Raw genomic sequence first — 16,986 nt, 5'->3', positions numbered from 1 at the left:
GCGGCTGGGTGGCCGTGTCGAGTGACACAGCGCGTTCTCCGATCGACGTCGTTGTCTTCTGCCGAGCATCAAAGCACAACTTACTGACTTGTCAGTAAGTGCAATGATCACAGTATGGTTTCGGTCATGGACGACGAGGTTCCCCCGAAGGCGGGCGCGCGCAAGCCGCGACAGCCCCGCCAGGCCACTGCGGAACGCAGGGCCGAGATCTTGCGTGCAGCCGCCAACACGTTCGGCTCCAAGGGGTACATGAGCGGTTCGCTGACGGAGGTCGCCGAGCAGGTCGGCATCACGCATGCCGGCGTCCTGCACCACTTCGGCTCCAAGGAGCAGCTGCTCGTCGAGGTGCTCGAGTACCGCGACAAGGAGGACGTCCGCGACCTCGAGGGCCAGCACATCCCGGGCGGTCTGGAGCTGTTCCACCACTTGCTGCGCACGGCCCGGATGAACGTCGACCGACGCGGCATCGTGCAGGGCTATACCGTCCTGACCGGCGAGTCCGTCACCGAGAACCACCCCGCGAGGGCGTGGGTGACCGAGCGTTTCAAGGTCCTGCGCGGCGAGATCAGCGCCGCTCTGCTGGCCGTCGGCGACGGCACGGTCTCCGAGGAACTCGCGGACCGCGCGGCCAGCTCGATCATCGCCGTCATGGACGGGCTGCAGGTCCAGTGGCTCCTCGACGACGAGAACGTCGACCTGCCCGTCGCCACCCAGTTCGCGATCGAGGCGATCCTCACGGCGACGCTCGCGGGCGCTCAGCGACCTCACCTGCTCGACTGAGCGAGGACTGAGCCGGCCCTGGCCCCGGCCCGGGCGATTTCTCAGACTTTTCACAGGGTCGCTCCAGGCCCGCCTCAGGTAGCGGTCCGAAGGTCGGACCATGACGATCACGACCAGCCGCCGCCCGGACGTGCTCACGCGCCCCGACGGTTCACCCGTTCGCGCACTGGTAGTCGACGACGAGCCGACCCTTGCCGAGCTGCTCTCCACCGCCCTGCGCTACGAGGGCTGGCAGGTGGACCACGCCCTGACCGGGCACGCCGCAGTACGCCAGGCGAAGGCGCTCGACCCCGACGTCATCGTCCTGGACGTCATGCTCCCCGACCTGTCCGGCATCGACGTGCTGCGTCGCGTCCGCGCAACGCACCCCAACGTGCCCGTCCTGTTCCTGACCGCCAAGGACGCCGTCGAGGACCGGATCGCCGGTCTCACCGCCGGGGGCGACGACTACGTCACCAAGCCGTTCAGCCTGGAGGAGGTCGTCGCTCGGCTCCGCGCGCTGCTCCGCCGGACCGGGTCGGTCTCGTCGCACGAGGAGGCCGTGCTCGTCGTCGGCGACCTGCGGATGGACGAGGACAGCCACGAGGTGTCCCGCGGCGGCGACGACATCCGCTTGACCGCCACGGAGTTCGAGCTGCTGCGGTACTTCATGCGCAACCCCAAGCGCGTGCTGTCCAAGGCGCAGATCCTCGACCGCGTCTGGCAGTACGACTTCGGCGGCCAGGCCAACATCGTCGAACTCTACGTCTCCTACCTGCGGCGCAAGATCGACAAGGGTCGCGCCCCGATGCTGCACACGCTGCGCGGCGTGGGGTACGTGCTGAAGCCGACCGTCTGATGGCTTTCCTCGGGGCCCGGCCGCGGTGGACGCTGCGCCGGCGACTGGTGGTCACCGTCGTCGCGCTCGTCGCCGTGGTCGCGGCCGGGATGGGCGCGGTCACCACGCTCGCCCTGCGCAAGCCGCTGGTCGACCAGCTGGACCAGAAGGTCTCGGCGGCGCACGAGCGCGCCACCAACCAGCGCTTCCAGTCCCCGGCGGGCGGCGAGGCCCTCGGCGGCGCCTTCGGCTCGACGCCCAACCTCCTGACCACCCCGCCGCCGGTCAACGACACGGACGGCGGCACCCTCACGGGTCGGCCCAACGTGGACCTCGGCACCGTGAACCTTCTGCTGCCGGCGGGCACGGACCCGTCCAGCGTCAGCGCCCGGGACGCCGGCTACTCGAGCGGCACGGGCTTCACGCGGCTCACCGACCAGCAGATCGACGAGATGCTCGCCATCCCGGACGACAACGTGATCACGACCGTCACGCTCACGGATCTGGGCCAGTACCGCGCGGTCTCCACGACGACGGCCGACGGCACGGTCGCCGCGACGGCCATGCCGCTCGCACCCGTGAACGCGATCGTCACCAACTACCTCGCGATCGAGGCCGTGGTGGCGGTCTTCGCCCTCATGATCGCCGCCGCCATCGGCATGGTCCTGGTGCGGCGCGAGCTGCGGCCTCTCGACCGCGTGGTGACCACCGCCAACCGGGTCGCCCGGCTGCCCCTGGACCGCGGCGAGGTCGTCCTCGCCGACCGGGTGCCCGTCGCCGACACCGACCCCGCCACCGAGGTGGGCCAGGTGGGCGCGGCCCTCAACCAGCTGCTCAGGCACGTCGAGCAGGCGCTCGCCGCCCGGCACGAGTCCGAGTCGCAGGTGCGGCAGTTCGTCGCGGACGCCTCGCACGAGCTGCGCACGCCGCTGGCCTCGATCCGTGGCTACGCCGAGCTGGTCCGCCGCTCGCCCGAGGAGCTGCCCGCCGGTGCGCTGCAGGCGATGGGACGCGTCGAGTCCGAGTCGCTGCGGATGACCGGGCTGCTCGAGGACATGCTCCTGCTCGCGCGTCTCGACGCCGGCCGCCCCCTGGCCAGCGACCCCGTCGACCTCGCGCTGCTCTCGATCGACGCGCTCACCGACGCCCACGCGGCCGGTCCCGACCACACCTGGTCGCTCGACCTCGCCGAGGACACCTCCCCCGACGACGTGCTCGTGATCGGCGACGACCACCGCCTGCGCCAGGTGCTGGCGAACCTGCTCTCCAACGCCCGCCTGCACACCCCGACCGGCACGACCGTGAGCGTCCGGCTCCGGCGAGCCGGGTCGTCCGTCGTGCTCCAGGTGGCCGACGACGGCCCCGGCATCCCGCCCGCCCTCCGCGAGAGCCTGTTCCAGCGGTTCACCCGCGGCGACGCCTCCCGCAACCGCACCACCGGGTCCACCGGGCTCGGCCTGGCCATCGTCTCCGCGGTCGTCACCGCCCACGGCGGGACCATCACGGTCGGCCCCGGCACCGCGCCCGACCCTCGTCGCGACACCGACCTGCCCACACCCGGCACCACGTTCACCGTCACGCTCCCCGCCGCACCGGCACCCCCGCCGCCGCGCACCGAGCGCCCGTCCAGCACCAAGACCCCGGCCCGCGTCTGACGGCCGTACCCGCGGCCCGTGTCTGACCACGTGGCCCCCGACGTCCGCGCTCGAGCAACCGTGCCGCCCGAGCGTGGACGTCGCCGTCCCCCGCGTAGCGGTGGCCCGGCCTTCGCGAGCGGGGCACAGTGAGGTGTTCCGACGACGACGATCGAGGGGTTTCTCATGGCCGGGCTCAGTGAGGCGTTCAGCGGGTTCTCGACGGACGACATCCCCGCGGCGCAGCAGTTCTACGGCGAGACGCTCGGGCTGGACGTGTCCGAGGAGCACGGGATGCTGTTCCTGCACCTCGCGGGCGGCAAGGACGTGCTCGTCTACCCGAAGGGCCCGGCGCATGCGCCCGCCACCTACACGGTGCTGAACTTCCCGGTCGAGGACGTGCCGGGGACGGTGGCGGAGCTGCGCGCCAAGGGCGTCGAGTTCGAGAAGTACGCCGGCACGCCGGGCGAGACCGACGACGACTTCGTGTTCCGCAAGGGCGGCCCGCTGATCGCCTGGTTCACGGACCCGGGCGGCAACATCTTGTCGATCATCGCCCGCGACTGACCCTCCGCCACCACGCTCATAGGGGTGCCACAGGGTCGGCATAGGGGCGCGACAGGGGCCCACCGCATCGTCGGAGCATGGACATCACGACGACGCATCCCGCGGACGCACCCGCGTATGCCGACGAGGTCACGACCGGGCCCGTGCTCGACCTGGTCATCCCCGTCTACAACGAGGAGGCCGGTCTCGAGGCCACGGTCCGCGCCGCGCGGCGCTTCCTCGACACCCAGTTCCCCTACCCCGCGCGGCTGACGATCGCGGACAACGCGTCCACGGACGGCACGGCGGTCATCGCGCGGCGGCTCGCCGACGAGATCGACGGAGTCGCCCTGGTCCACCTGGACGCCAAAGGTCGCGGACGGGCGCTGCACACGGCCTGGCTGGGGTCCGACGCCGAGGTCCTCGCGTACATGGACGTGGACCTGTCGACGGACCTCAGCGCCCTGCTCCCGCTCGTCGCACCGCTGGTCTCGGGGCACTCGCACCTGGCCATCGGCACCCGCCTGAGCCGGACCGCGCGCGTGGTCCGCGGACCCAAGCGCGACTGCATCTCCCGCGGGTACAACCTCGTCCTGCGCGGTGCGCTGCACGCCCGGTTCTCCGACGCCCAGTGCGGGTTCAAGGCGATCCGGGCCGACGCAGCCCGTGGCTGCTGCCGCTCGTCGGGGACACCGGGTGGTTCTTCGACACCGAGCTGCTGGTGCTCGCCGAGCGGGCCGGGCTGCGCATCCACGAGGTGCCCGTCGACTGGGTCGACGACCCCGACTCGCGCGTCGACATCGTCGCCACGGCGAAGGCCGACCTGCGCGGCGTCGCACGCCTCGTGCGGGACCTGACCGCCGGCCGCATCCCCCTCGACGAGCTGCGCGCGCACCTGCCGCTCGTCGGCGACAGCCGCCCCGCCACACCCGTGACCAGCGGGAACGTCCTGCTGCGGCAGCTCGTGCGGTTCGCGCTCGTCGGTGTCGCGAGCACCGCCGCCTACGCCCTGATCTACCTCGTGCTGGCCGGTCCGGTCGGCGCGCAGGCCGCGAACGTGCTCGCGCTCCTGCTCACCGCGGTGGCCAACACGGCCGCCAACCGACGCGTCACGTTCGGCATCCGCGGGCGCGCCCGAGCCGCCCGGCAGCAGGGTCAGGGCCTGATGGTCTTCGGGCTCGCCTGGGTGCTCACCGCCGGGTCGCTCGGCCTCCTGCACCTCGCCGCGCCCGGTGCCTCGCGCGGCGTCGAGCTTCGTCGTCCTCGTCGTCGCCAACCTCGGGGCGACCGTCCTGCGGTTCGTCCTCCTGCGCAGCTGGGTCTTCCGCCGCGCCACCGCCAGCACCGCCCCCGTCGAAGGGACAGTCCGATGACCGTCACCACCGCCCCGCTCCGGATCCCCGACCGTCCGGACGCCCCCGACGACGTCGCACCGCCCGTCGTCACCGAGCCCGTCGTCACCCCTCCGCGCGCCCGCTGGGAACGCCCGGCGCTGGGCGGGCTCCTGCTGGCCACCGGGCTCCTGTACCTGTGGGACCTGTCCGCCTCCGGCTGGGGCAACTCGTTCTACTCCGCGGCCGTGCAAGCCGGGTCGGAGTCGTGGAAGGCCTTCCTCTACGGGGCCTCGGACGCCGCGGCGTCGATCACCGTCGACAAGCCGCCGGCCTCCCTGTGGATCATGGCGCTGTCCGTGCGGGTGTTCGGGCTGTCGTCGTGGTCGATCCTCGTGCCGCAGGCGCTCATGGGCGTCGCCACGGTCGGTGTCCTGTACGCCAGCGTCCGGCGCCGGTTCTCCGCCGGTGCCGCCCTGCTCGCCGGCGCGACGCTCGCACTGACGCCCGTCGCCGCGCTGATGTTCCGGTTCAACAACCCGGACGCGCTGCTCGTGCTGCTCCTCACGCTGTCGGTCTGGGCGACGATGAAGGCGATCACCGGCCCGCGGACCACCCGCTGGATGCTGCTGGCGGGCGCGCTCGTCGGCTTCGCGTTCCTGACCAAGCAGCTGCAGGCGTTCCTCGTCCTCCCCGGGCTCGCGGCCGCGTTCCTGTGGGCCGCGCCCGTCTCGCTGGGCCGGCGCATCCGCGACGGTCTGCTCGCGGTCGGCGCGATGGTCGTCGCAGCCGGCTGGTGGGTGGCCGTCGTCGAGCTGGTGCCCGCGAGCATGCGGCCCTACATCGGCGGCTCGCAGACCAACTCGTTCCTCGAGCTGACGTTCGGCTACAACGGCCTCGGGCGGATCACCGGTGACGAGACCGGGTCGGTCGGTGGCGGCGGGGGTGCCGGCGGCACGTCGATGTGGGGTGCGACGGGTCTCGGTCGGCTGTTCTCGTCGGACGTCGGCGGGCAGATCGCGTGGCTCATCCCCGCGGCGCTGGTGCTCGGTGCGGTCGCCTTCGGCCTCTACCGGCGGGCCCCGCGCACCTCGACCCAGCGCGCCGAGATCCTCGTGTGGGGCGCCTGGCTGGTGGTCACCGGTCTGACGTTCTCCTTCATGGCCGGCATCTTCCACGCCTACTACACGGTGGCCCTGGCCCCCGCGATCGCGGCGCTCGTCGGCATCGGGTCCTGGGCCCTGTGGGTCCGACGCACCTCGCTGTGGGCCGTCTGCACCCTCGCCGGCGTCACGCTGATCACCGCCGTGTGGTCGTACGTGCTGCTGGGTCGGTCCGCCGACTGGCTCCCCTGGCTCCGCCTGGTGGTCCTGCTCGCCGGCTTCACGGGTGCCGCGCTGCTGGTGGGCGGCTACTGGTCCGGGCGGCGCGTCCTGCGCGTCGGGGCCGCCCTGGCGCTCGTCGCTGGGCTGGTCGGTCCGACCGCCTACACGCTCGACACCGTGACCGTCGGCAAGTCCGGGTCCATCGTCACCGCCGGCCCGACCGTGACCAGCGGCGGCGGGACGGGGATGCCCGGTGGTCGCGGCGGTGGGCAGGGCGGCGGTCCGCAGGGTGGGTTCGGCGGCCCTCCCGGGGCGCAGACGGGCACCGCGAACGGCACCGCCCCGACCGGTACGGGCACGTCGCAGACCGCACCGACCGGTGGGTTCGGCGGCGGCGGGACGGGTGGCGGCGGCGCCGGGGGCGGTGCAGGCGGTCTGCTGAACGGCGCGACCGTGAGCACCGCGGTCGAGGCCCTGCTGCTCAAGGACGCGGACCAGTACCGCTGGGTCGCGGCGGCGATCGGCTCGCAGAACGCCGCGCGAGCCAGCTCGCCACGCAGGAGTCGGTCATGCCCGTCGGTGGGTTCAACGGGTCGGACCCGTCGCCGACGCTGGCCCAGTTCCAGGCGTACGTCGCCGCCGGCGACATCCACTGGTTCATCGGCGGCAGCGGGTTCGGCGGCCAGAACGGCGGGTCCAGCGCGTCGTCGGACATCAGCGCCTGGGTCGAGGCCAACTTCACGGCGCAGACCGTCGACGGCGCCACGGTCTACGACCTCACGGCGCCCACGACCGCGGGCTGACCCCGAACGACGACGGCGCTCGCGGCCCCCGCCGCGAGCGCCGTCGTGCTGCTCAGAGCGGGTAGGCCGCGTACAGGTTGACGATGTCGGCGACCGGGCCGGTCAGCTGGAACACCGTCGTCCCGTTGGTCCAGACGGCCACCCCGTTGCCGCCGCCGGCATCGGCGATCGTGTAGGTGCCGACCGGCGCACCGGCCGCGGTGACGTCGCCCGACTGGGGCAACGACGAGGCGGCGGCCGTGGCCGTCGGGGCGGGCGACGGGGCGGCCGGAAGGGCGGCCGTGAGGGTCGCGGCGAACGCGGTGGCCTCGGCCGGGGTCTCCCACTGGCCGGCGTTCACGGTGACCGTCCCGGAACCGCCGTCGGTGTAGGTCTCGGTGTAGGCCTCGATCGCGCCGCCAGCGGTCCACGTGGGGTTGTCGGCGGACGACGCGAGCGCGTACTGCAGGAGGGAGGTGGGGAGCGCCGTCGCGAACGCCGTGGTGGCCGTGCGGGCGACCGGGTCGATCGTGGGCGTCGGCGAGGGAAGAAGGATCGTCGACGCGACCGCGGGCGGCGCCGCCGCGTCGGACCCCTTGTTGGAGGAGACGATCCCGATGATGACGGCAGCGACGACGAGGACGACCACGCCGATGATCGCGGGGACCAGCCAGCCCGGACGCCGCTTCGACTCGCCGGCGGGCGGCTCCCCACCCGTGGCCGGGGGACGGCCGCAGGGGCCGCAGGAGTCACTGCGGTCGGCGCCGCTGCCTGCCAGCTGGTGACCGGCGGGGGCGTCGCGGGCGCGACGGGCGGTGTCTGGCCCGTCTGGCCCCAGCTGGGTCGACCGCTGTGGTGCGCGGGGTCGGGGCCGGGCCGGCCGGTGTCGCTCATCGGGGGTCCCCCTCGGGTCGTGATGCCCGGACCCTCGCCGGACGCCCCGCAGCCTACCTAGGCACCAGCGCAGGACCCCGGCACGTCCTCGGAGCGCCGCGAACGTCAGCCGGTCACGTCCCGCCGTCGGAACGCGGCCAGGCCGGCCACCATCAGGACCGCGGCGACGACGGTCAGGACGACCACCGGGGTCCAGTCCATCGCCTCGGCGGGAAGCTGCGGGGTGTAGGTGAACGGCGACAGGGCGTCCGAGCCGTCGGGCAGCAGCGGGCCGAACAGGCCCACCACGAACACGTAGACGACGTACGCCCAGATCAGCCCGAACACGCGCGGCGCGAGCCCGAGGACCAGCACGGCGAGCCCGAGCATGCAGCCGATCGCCGGCAGCGTCACCAGAGCGCCCCCGACCACCTGCCCGACGCTCACGGCGCCGTCCAACGAGCCGGCCGCGGTCGCGCCCATGGCCAGACCCGTCACCAGCATGATCACGACCGACGCGACGCCCGCCACGCCGGCCTGCGCGCCGAGCCAGCGCCACCGGGACACCGGCAGGGCCAGCACGGCCGCCCCCCGGGTGGCCACCTCCTCCGCGCGCGCGGCTCCGAGCGCGGTCGCCGCGTACGCGCCGGTGGTCACGGCGAGGAACACGGTGTAGACCGCGAGCGCACCCGCGGCGGCACCGTTCGGACCGTCCGGGAAGGCCTGGGAGAGCGTCGGGTCGGAGGCGAGGAAGTCCACCAGCGCACCGGCGAGCAGGCCGACCACCGCACCCATCGCGACGATGGCGAAGCCCCAGGAGAGGATCGGTCCGAGCTGGGACCGCGCCGTCAGGGCGACCATGCCCGTCAGGCTCCGGGGAGCGGCCGGGCGGCCCAGCCGCTCGGCCACCAGCCCGGTGCCGACGTCGCGCCGCCCGACGAGCCAGAACGCGAGGACGACGAGCCCGGCCGTCACGACGAACCCGATGGCCAACGGCCAGAAGCGTGTCGCGACGAAGGCGGCGGTCGCCTGCGCCCAGCCGAACGGGGACAGCCAGGTGAGCACGCTGGTGCTCTGGGGACCGTTCACGTCCCCGATCGCGCGCAGCAGGAAGGCGACCCCGAGCACCGCCATGCTCAACGCGCTCGCCGTCCGGCCGTGGGCGGTGAGCTGCGACGCCACGGCGGACACCCCCGCGAACACGAAGCCGACCATGACGACACCGCCCGCGAGCGCCGCGGAGCCCGTCGCCTCGAGGCCGCCCGCGACGAGCGCGAGGAACGTCAGCAGCCCGACGGCCAGGGTCGCGACGAAGGCCGCCACCAGCCCGGCGACCACCGGCGCGTCCCGACCGACCGGCGCCGACCGCACGAGCTCGAGCCTCCCGTCCTCCTCGGCCGCCCGCAGGTGCCGGGTGACGATGAGCAGCGACATGATCGCGACCGGGATCATGATCCACAGACCGATCTCGTTGGCCGTCATCGCGCCGATCGTGTAGTCGTCCAGCCCGTATCCCGGCCCGGCCAGCGCGGTCGCGGCGGGCGACGAGATGAGCGTCGCGCGGGCCTGCCGCGCCTCGGGCGTCGCGTACGCGGTGTTCAGGGCGCTGAGCGCGCCGAGCACGATCACGCTGACCGACAGCGCCCAGACGATCGTGCGGAACCGGTCCAGGCGCAGCGCGACCCGGACGAGTCCCCGGTGCCCGACGCCGGCCCCGACCGGAACGTGGCGGGCAGGGCGACCGCGGTCATCGCGACCCCTCCACCACACCGAGCGTCGCCAGCTCGTCGCTGTACTCCCGCAGGAACAGGTCCTCGAGCGTCGGCGGGTGCGCGGTCAGGGAGTCGACACCGAAGGTGGTGAGCCGCGCCAGGACGTCGCCGAGCGCCGGGGTGTCGATGTCGAGGGTCAGGTGCCCGTCGTGCCGCTGCAGGTTGTGCACGCCGGCGGTCTCGCCGAGGGCACGGACAGCGCCCTCGAGGTCGCGGACCGCGGCCGTCACGGTGGTCCGGCGCAGGCTGCGGAGGCTCCTCCAGCGAACCGGTCTGCACCGCCTTGCCGGCCCGGATGATCGTGACGCGGCGGCAGAGCACCTCGACCTGCGCCAGGATGTGGCTCGACAGGAGCACCGTGCGGCCCTCGTCGGCAACCTCCCGCACGACCTGCTGGAACACCGCCTCCATCAGCGGGTCCAGTCCGCTGGTCGGCTCGTCCATCAGCAGGAGCTCGGTGTCCGCGGCCAGCGCAGCCACGAGGGCGACCTTCTGCCGGTTGCCCTTGGAGTACGCGCGACCCTTGATCCGCGGGTCGAGCTTCGAACCGCTCGATCAGCTCGTCCCGACGTGCAGGGTCGAGGCCGCCGCGCAGCCGCCCGAGCACGTCGATCGCCTCCCCGCCGGACAGGTTGGACCACAGGTTCACCTCGCCGGGCACGTACGCGAGCCGCCGGTGCAGCGCGACCGCGTCCTTCCACGGGTCTCCGCCGAGCAGCGAGACCGAACCCGCGTCGGCGCGCAGCAGGCCGAGCAGCACCCGGATCGTCGTGGACTTGCCCGCGCCGTTCGGCCCGAGGAACCCGTGCACCTCGCCCGCCGCGACGGTCAGGTCGAACCCGTCGAGCGCGCGCTTGGCCCCGAACGACTTGACCAGACCGCGGATGTGGATGGCGTCGGTCATGACTTCTCCTTGAACTCTCTGTAGGCGTCGAGGTAGCCGCTGTCTGTGAACAGGCCGTGCGTGTAGAGCTTCCAGGCCGGCGAGCAGGGTCGCGTCGTAGAGATCCTTCATGGCCGTCGTCGGATCGTCGGTCGGGGCAGTGCCGCGGCCGAGCGCGCCGTCCAGCTGGGCCATGACGATCAGGCCGACCTGCGTCGCGACGAGGGTCCGGGACCGGCCTCGCGGGTCCTCCGACGCCCTGACCGTCCCCGTCCGCTCGCCGGTCTCCAGGTACGCGTCCGCATCGGCGACGAGTCCGTCGACGAACTTGGCCGCGAGCGCGCCACCCTCGAGCAGGCTGCGCACGATGTAGGCGAACAGAGGCGCGTACTCCTCGATCCGCGCGAGCCGGCCGATGACGTCGCTCGGCGCCTGGTCCTGCATGGCGTCCGACTTCTCCCGCTTGACCGTCTCGAGCACGTGCTCGTCGCACGCCGCGCGCAGGCCGTCCTTGGAGCCGAAGTGGTGGATGACCAGGGCGGCGCTCACGCCGGCGTCCGCCGCGATGGCGCGCACGCCGACGCCGAAGCCGTCGCGCCCGAACCGCGCGACGGCCGCGTCCCGGATGCGGGCGCGGGCGGTGAGGTCCTCGTCTGAACGCACGTTCACTACGCTAAACCGTTGTTCAGTCGTTGGCAACAGACAGGTTGTCGCGCGCCGCCGGCGTCCGTGTCAGACGCTGCGTCTAGCGTCCCTCTCGTGACCTCGACGAGCGTGAGACGACCCGGCAGATCCACACGGCCCGCGCAGCCACCTTTTCGCTGCTCGGAGTGCGGGTGGTCGGCCACCAAGTGGGTCGGGCGTTGCGGGGAGTGCCAGGCGTGGGGCTCCGTCCTGGAGGACACCGGCCCCGGCGGCGGCGCGCCCAAGACGGTCGCGACGACGCCGACGAGGTCGTCCGCACTGCCCATCGACCAGATCGATGTCGAGACCGCCCGGGCGCAGTCGACGGGGGTCGACGAGCTGGATCGCGTGCTCGGCGGCGGGCTCGTGCCCGGCGCTGTGGTGCTCCTGGCGGGGGAACCGGGGGTGGGCAAGTCCACGCTGCTGCTCGACGTCGCCGCCCGAGCCGCGCGCACCGGGCGTCGCGTCCTGTACGTCACGGGCGAGGAGTCGGCGGCGCAGGTGCGGTTGCGCGCCGGTCGGATCCACGCGCTCGCCCCGACGCTGCTGCTCGTCTCGGAGACCGACCTGGCCACGGTGCTCGGGCACATCGAGCAGCAGGACCCCGACCTCCTGGTGATCGACAGCGTGCAGACCATCGCGTCCTCGCAGGTCGACGGCACCGCCGGCGGCGTGTCACAGGTGCGCGAGGTCAGCGCGGCCGTCATCCAGGCGGCCAAGGCCCGGGACATGCCCGTCGTGCTCATCGGCCACGTGACCAAGGACGGGTCCGTCGCCGGACCGCGCACGCTCGAGCACCTGGTGGATGTCGTCTGCCAGTTCGAGGGCGATCGGCACTCCCGCCTGCGCATGCTGCGGGCCACCAAGAACCGCTACGGCCCGACCGACGAGGTCGGCTGCTTCGACCTGTCCGAGACCGGGATCGTCGGCCTGACCGACCCGTCGGGCCTCTTCATCTCCCAGGCCCTGCACCCCGTGCCGGGCACCTGCCTGACGGTGACTCTCGAGGGGCGCCGCCCGCTGGTCGCCGAGGTGCAGTCGCTCGTCGCGCTGTCGTCCGTGCCCAACCCGCGGCGGACCACCAGCGGCGTCGACAGCAGCCGGTTGGCCATGGTGCTCGCCGTCCTCCAGAGGAGGCTCGGCGCGCGGCTGGCGGACCAGGACGTGTACGTGTCGACCATCGGCGGCGCCCGCGTGATCGAGCCGGCGGCCGACCTGGCGCTCGCGCTCGCGGCCGTCAGCCCCCGCGAGAACGTGCCGCTGCCCCGCGGGCTGGTCGCGATCGGCGAGGTCGGGCTGGCCGGCGAGATCCGGACCGTGTCGGGGGTCGGTCGACGCCTCGCCGAGGCCGCGCGGCTCGGGTTCACGCGCGCGATCGTCCCGGCCGGGGCGCTGGACGGGGCCACGCCGCCCGCGGGGCTGACCGTCACGACCGCGGCCGACCTCGGGGAGGCGGTGCTGAACGCCGGGCTGGCGGCGGACGACCCGCGGCGCTGAGCATCCCGCGGGCCGTCGCCGGTCGGCCCTCTCAGGACCAGGTCGACTCGGGGTAGGCGGTCGGCGTCAGACGACGGTCGGCGTCAGACCGGCGCTCGCCCGAGCCCGCGCCAGCGCGTCGGGCGGCGCTCCGTGGTCCTCGAGCACCAGCAGCGCGGCCCCGACCACCGGCCGGTCGGCGACGAACGTCAGGTGCGCGCCGGGTGCACCGGTCGCTAGCCGCGCGCGGATGCCCTCGGTCAGCCCCGGGTGCCGGGCGGCCAGGACACCGCCTCCGAGCACCACGGGGACCGTGGACCCGACGAGGTCCAGCCGTCGAAGGGCCGCGAGCGCGAGGGTCGCGATCTCCTCGGCCTGTCGCTCCACGACCGAGAGGGCGACCGCGTCCCCGTCGGACGCAGCAGCCAGCAGCACGGGCGACAGGCCGGCGACGTCGTCGTGCCCGAGCACCCCGAAGTGCAGGTCCTCGATCACGACCGCCATCGACGGACGCCCGAGCGCCGACGGCACCCGGGTCGCCAGCGAGGTGGCCGGCCCGCGGCCGTCGAGCGCCCGGGCCGCGTGCCAGAGGGCCTGCTCCCCCAGCTCGAACCCACCGCCCCAGTCGCCGGAGATGCGGCCGAGCGCCGGGAACCGGGCGGTCGCGCCGTCGGACCGGCGCCCGACGCAGTTGATCCCGGTGCCGCACACGACGACGACGGCCTCGTGGGACGGCGTCCCGGCGCGCAGGAGGGCGAACGTGTCGTTGTCGACGACGGCCGCGTCCGGCGTGAACCACGGGAGCGTCTGCAGGGCGGACGTGAACGTCGCGATCTCGACCGGAAGGTCCAGCCCGGACAGGTAGATCCCCACCCGTGCGACGTCGGAACGCCCGCCCAGGGCCGACCGTACGAGCCCGTCGATGACCTCGAGAGCGGGCCGCACCCCGATCACCTGCGGGCACGACCCGGGCCCGCGAGCGTGCGCGAGGACCGTCCCGTCGGGGTCGAGCACCAGTACGTCGGTCTTGCTGCCACCTCCGTCGACGGCCACGAGGACGCTCATCGGGCCCACGCGAGATGGGCGCGGTTCTCCGCGAGCAGCAGGTCGGTCAGGCGCGCCGCACGGTCGTACTGACCGACCAGCGGGTGGGCGAGCAGGGCGCGCTCGACCCGGTCGCGGCCGCCGTGCACCGCGGCCTCCAGGGCAAGCCGCTCGTAGCCCGCGACGTGCGACACGAGTCCCGCGATGTCGGTGGGGAGGGGCGCCGCGGGCAGCGGCGTGATCCCCCCGGCGCCGATCGTCGCGGGCACCTCGATGACGTGGTCGTCGGGCAGGAACGGAAGCGTGCCGTCGTTGCGGACGTTGACCACCTGCACGTCGCCGCGGTCGGCAGTGAGCGAGGCGAGCAGGTCGACCGCGGCCTCCGAGTAGAACGCGCCGCCCCGTCGTTCGAGGGCGGCCGGTTTGGTGTCCACGGACGGGTCGGCGTACAGCGCGAGGAGCTCGTCCTCGACAGCGGTGACCGCCTGGGCGCGGGTCGGGGCGCCCTGCTGCTCCGCGAAGACGACATCGTGCGCGTAGTAGTAGCGCAGGTAGTACGACGGCACGACGCCGAGCAGCGACACCAGCGAGGAGGGCAGCTCGACCTCGTCGGCGATCTCGGAGAGCCTCGAAGCCAACAACGAAGGCAGCCGGTCGACCCCGTCCACCGACGCTCCACGCACCCAGGTCAGGTGGTTGAGGCCGACGTGGTCCAGGGCGACCGCCGACGGCGCCACGTCGAGCATCGTCGCGAACCTGCGTTGGAAGCCGATCGCCACGTTGCACAGCCCGACGGCGCGGTGGCCCTCGGACAGCAGGGCTCGCGTCACGATGCCGACCGGGTTGGTGAAGTCGACGATCCACGCGTCCGGCCGGGCATGACGGCGCACCAGCTCGGCCAGCGACAGGACGACCGGGACGGTGCGCAGCGCCTTGGCCAGGCCGCCCGGACCGGTGGTCTCCTGGCCGATGCACCCGCAGGCGTGCGGGAAGGTCTCGTCGGTGTGACGCGCCGCCTGCCCGCCCACCCGCAGCTGGAACAGCACCGCGGACGCGTCCGAGACACCCGCGACGACGTCCGAGGTGGCCGTGACGCTCACCTCGTACCCGAACCGCGCGAACATCCGACGCGAGACCCCGGCCACCAGCGAGAGCCGGTGGGCGTCGGGGTCCACGAGGCAGGCAGCCGGTCAGGGGCAGCAGCGAACGCAGCCGTGCGAACCCGTCGACGACTCGGGCGTGTAGGTGGACCCGCCACCGATGACGGTGAGCTTCATCCCTTGACTCCGGTCAGCGTGACGCCCTGCACGAAGATGCGCTGGGCGAGGAAGAAGATGAGCAGGACCGGGATCATCGCGATCACCGTGGCGGCCATCGTGAGGTTCCAGTCGACCGAGTGCGCGCCGCGGAACTGCGCGAGCGCGTAGGAGACCGGCCACGCCGACTCGTTCTCGGAGGTGTAGAGCAGCGGCCCGTAGTAGTCGTTCCACGACGCGAAGAACATGAAGATGGCCGTTGCCGCGATGCCCGGCTTGGCCATCGGGACGATGACCTTCCACAGCGTGCGCAGCTCGCCGCAGCCGTCCAGCCGGGCGGCCTCGGTGTACTCCTTGGGGATCGTCAGGAAGAACTGCCTCAGCAGGAAGATCGAGAAGGCGTCGCCCAGCAGGTTCGGCAGGATCAGCGGCCACAGCGAGCCGGTCAGGCCGAGCTTGGACCACATGACGTACAGAGGCACGCTCGTGACCTGCGGCGGGAGCAGCATCATGCCGATGACGGCGATCAGCAGGACGCCCGAGCCGCGGAACTGGATGCGCGCCATGGCGTAGGCCGCGGGGACCGAGGAGACGAGCATGAACAGCGTGGCCAGGCCCGCGTACAGGAACGAGTTGCCCGTGTACTTGAGCATCGGCAGCTTGCGGAACACCTCGGCGTAGTTGTCCCAGTGGAACGACGTGGGCCAGCTGAACGACGTGCCGGCCTGCGCGGGCGACATGACCGAGGTGAGCAGGATGAACGCGAACGGCGCGAGGAACATGACGGCCAGGGCGAGGAACACCGCGTGGTCGGCCACCCAGACCAGGGTGGACGAGCTGCGGCGGTTCAACTGGCCACGTCCGGCGTGAAGGACTTGAACCGGCGCAGCAGCACGGCCATGACCAGGGCGGCGACGACGAACAGCACGACGGCCATCGCTGACGCGTACCCCATGAGGTTGGCGCCGAACGCCTTGGAGTACAGCAGCTGCCCGTAGGTCAGCGTCGACTGGTCGGGCCAGCCGAGCGCGCCCGCGGCACCCTCCCCGACGGTCGACTTGCCCATGGCCGTCGCGGACGCCACGGCCGGTTCGGTGAAGTACTGCAGCGCGCCGATGATGCCCGTGATCAGCGCGAACAGCAGGACGGGCGTCATGTTGGGCACGGTGACGAACCAGAACTGCTGGCGCGTGCTTGCGCCGTCCAGCTCGGCCGCCTCGTACTGCTCCGTCGGCACGTCCAGCAGGCTGGCCAGGAAGATCACCATGATGTCGCCGAGCACCCACAGGCCCAGGAGCACGAGCGACGGCTTGGCCCAGGCCGGGTCGGTGAACCAGCCCGGCCCGTCGACGCCGAACCAGCCGAGGATCTGGTTGACCGGTCCCGTGGCGGGGTTGAGCACGAAGACGAACGCGATCGTCGCCGCCACCGGCGGGATGAGGGCCGGCAGGTAGTAGACGGTGCGCAGCACACCCGACGACCGTCGGGCCCGCGTGAGCACCCAGCCGACGAACAGGGCCCCGACGATCCGAGCCGGCACGAGGATCGCGACGAACCACAGCGTGTTGACGGTCGCCGTGCCGATCAGCGGGTCACCGCTGACCAGGAACTTCCAGTTGGCGAAGTCGTTCCACCTCGGCGGGTTCGACAGGTCGAACGACGTGAAGGAGTAGAAGACCGTCATCACCAGCGGGAAGACGAAGAACACGATCATGCCGAGCAGTGCCGGCGTCAGGAGCAGAAGGGCTGCCCTGTTCCGTCGGCGTTGGATCGTCGAGGCCAT

The 16,986-nt window shown here is 72.7% G+C and carries 12 protein-coding genes and 3 pseudogenes; 8 read left to right on the top strand and 7 right to left on the bottom strand.

Annotated elements, in window-relative coordinates; genetic code table 11:
* The first annotated feature begins 126 nt into the window (after positions 1 to 126).
* The 7 genes and pseudogenes from AC38ZX_RS01445 to AC38ZX_RS01415 all read left to right on the top strand — a co-directional run bounded on the left by AC38ZX_RS01445 (position 127) and on the right by AC38ZX_RS01415 (position 7,236).
* Positions 127 to 780, top strand: a complete 654-nt coding sequence (locus tag AC38ZX_RS01445; RefSeq protein WP_426594122.1) for a TetR/AcrR family transcriptional regulator — start codon at positions 127 to 129, stop codon at positions 778 to 780.
* Positions 781 to 880: 100 nt separating this feature from the next.
* Positions 881 to 1,618: a response regulator transcription factor gene (locus AC38ZX_RS01440; RefSeq protein ID WP_426594120.1), complete on the top strand. Its 738-nt coding sequence runs from the start codon at positions 881 to 883 to the stop codon at positions 1,616 to 1,618.
* The gene (locus tag AC38ZX_RS01435) at positions 1,618 to 3,252 is read left to right on the top strand and encodes a sensor histidine kinase (RefSeq protein WP_491296063.1); all 1,635 of its coding nucleotides are present in this window, start codon (positions 1,618 to 1,620) and stop codon (positions 3,250 to 3,252) included. Before AC38ZX_RS01440 ends, AC38ZX_RS01435 begins: the two co-directional genes overlap by 1 nt.
* Positions 3,253 to 3,417: 165 nt before the next feature.
* Entirely contained in the window at positions 3,418 to 3,798 is a 381-nt protein-coding gene (locus tag AC38ZX_RS01430; protein ID WP_426594116.1) for a VOC family protein, read from the top strand.
* 77 nt (positions 3,799 to 3,875) lie between these two features.
* Positions 3,876 to 4,634, top strand: coding sequence for a glycosyltransferase (locus AC38ZX_RS01425; RefSeq protein WP_491296062.1), 759 nt, complete (start codon positions 3,876 to 3,878; stop codon positions 4,632 to 4,634).
* Positions 4,535 to 5,839 (top strand): annotated as a pseudogene (locus AC38ZX_RS01420) (glycosyltransferase family 39 protein); the annotation flags it as partial. The gene AC38ZX_RS01425 and the pseudogene AC38ZX_RS01420, both read left to right, overlap by 100 nt.
* A gap of 1,163 nt (positions 5,840 to 7,002) precedes the next feature.
* Positions 7,003 to 7,236: a mannosyltransferase YkcB-related protein gene (locus tag AC38ZX_RS01415; protein WP_491297271.1), complete on the top strand. Its 234-nt coding sequence runs from the start codon at positions 7,003 to 7,005 to the stop codon at positions 7,234 to 7,236.
* A gap of 978 nt (positions 7,237 to 8,214) precedes the next feature.
* Here AC38ZX_RS01415 and AC38ZX_RS01410 read toward each other — a convergent pair.
* From AC38ZX_RS01410 to AC38ZX_RS01400, 3 genes and pseudogenes are all read right to left on the bottom strand, one after another.
* On the bottom strand, positions 8,215 to 9,858 hold the full coding sequence (locus AC38ZX_RS01410) for an ABC transporter permease (RefSeq protein WP_491296060.1): 1,644 nt from the start codon (positions 9,856 to 9,858) through the stop codon (positions 8,215 to 8,217).
* Positions 9,836 to 10,764 (bottom strand): annotated as a pseudogene (locus AC38ZX_RS01405) (ABC transporter ATP-binding protein). Before AC38ZX_RS01405 ends, AC38ZX_RS01410 begins: the two are co-directional and overlap by 23 nt.
* A 129-nt stretch (positions 10,765 to 10,893) precedes the next feature.
* Positions 10,894 to 11,319, bottom strand: a pseudogene (locus AC38ZX_RS01400) (TetR family transcriptional regulator); the annotation flags it as partial.
* A 198-nt stretch (positions 11,320 to 11,517) separates the two neighbouring features.
* Here AC38ZX_RS01400 and radA point away from each other — a divergent pair.
* Positions 11,518 to 12,924 carry a DNA repair protein RadA gene (radA, locus tag AC38ZX_RS01395; protein WP_491296059.1) on the top strand — a complete coding sequence of 469 codons (1,407 nt, stop codon included), beginning with the start codon at positions 11,518 to 11,520 and terminating at the stop codon, positions 12,922 to 12,924.
* Between the two features lie 66 nt (positions 12,925 to 12,990).
* Here the strand turns inward: radA and AC38ZX_RS01390 are convergent, their stop codons facing one another.
* From AC38ZX_RS01390 to AC38ZX_RS01375, 4 genes are all read right to left on the bottom strand, one after another.
* A complete protein-coding gene (locus AC38ZX_RS01390) occupies positions 12,991 to 13,968 on the bottom strand; it encodes an N-acetylglucosamine kinase (protein WP_491296058.1) in 978 nt (325 codons plus the stop codon).
* The gene (locus tag AC38ZX_RS01385; protein ID WP_491296057.1) at positions 13,965 to 15,122 is read right to left on the bottom strand and encodes a family 4 glycosyl hydrolase; all 1,158 of its coding nucleotides are present in this window, start codon (positions 15,120 to 15,122) and stop codon (positions 13,965 to 13,967) included. The genes AC38ZX_RS01390 and AC38ZX_RS01385 overlap by 4 nt, the downstream gene beginning before the upstream one ends.
* A gap of 98 nt (positions 15,123 to 15,220) precedes the next feature.
* Positions 15,221 to 16,054, bottom strand: a complete 834-nt coding sequence (locus AC38ZX_RS01380; protein WP_491296056.1) for a carbohydrate ABC transporter permease — start codon at positions 16,052 to 16,054, stop codon at positions 15,221 to 15,223.
* Positions 16,051 to 16,986, bottom strand: a complete 936-nt coding sequence (locus tag AC38ZX_RS01375; RefSeq protein ID WP_426594096.1) for a carbohydrate ABC transporter permease — start codon at positions 16,984 to 16,986, stop codon at positions 16,051 to 16,053. Before AC38ZX_RS01375 ends, AC38ZX_RS01380 begins: the two co-directional genes overlap by 4 nt.

This window comes from Cellulomonas sp. McL0606 (genome assembly GCF_058248365.1).
Note: the sequence above shows the minus strand (reverse complement) of the source record. Positions and strands in the feature narration are given on the sequence as shown.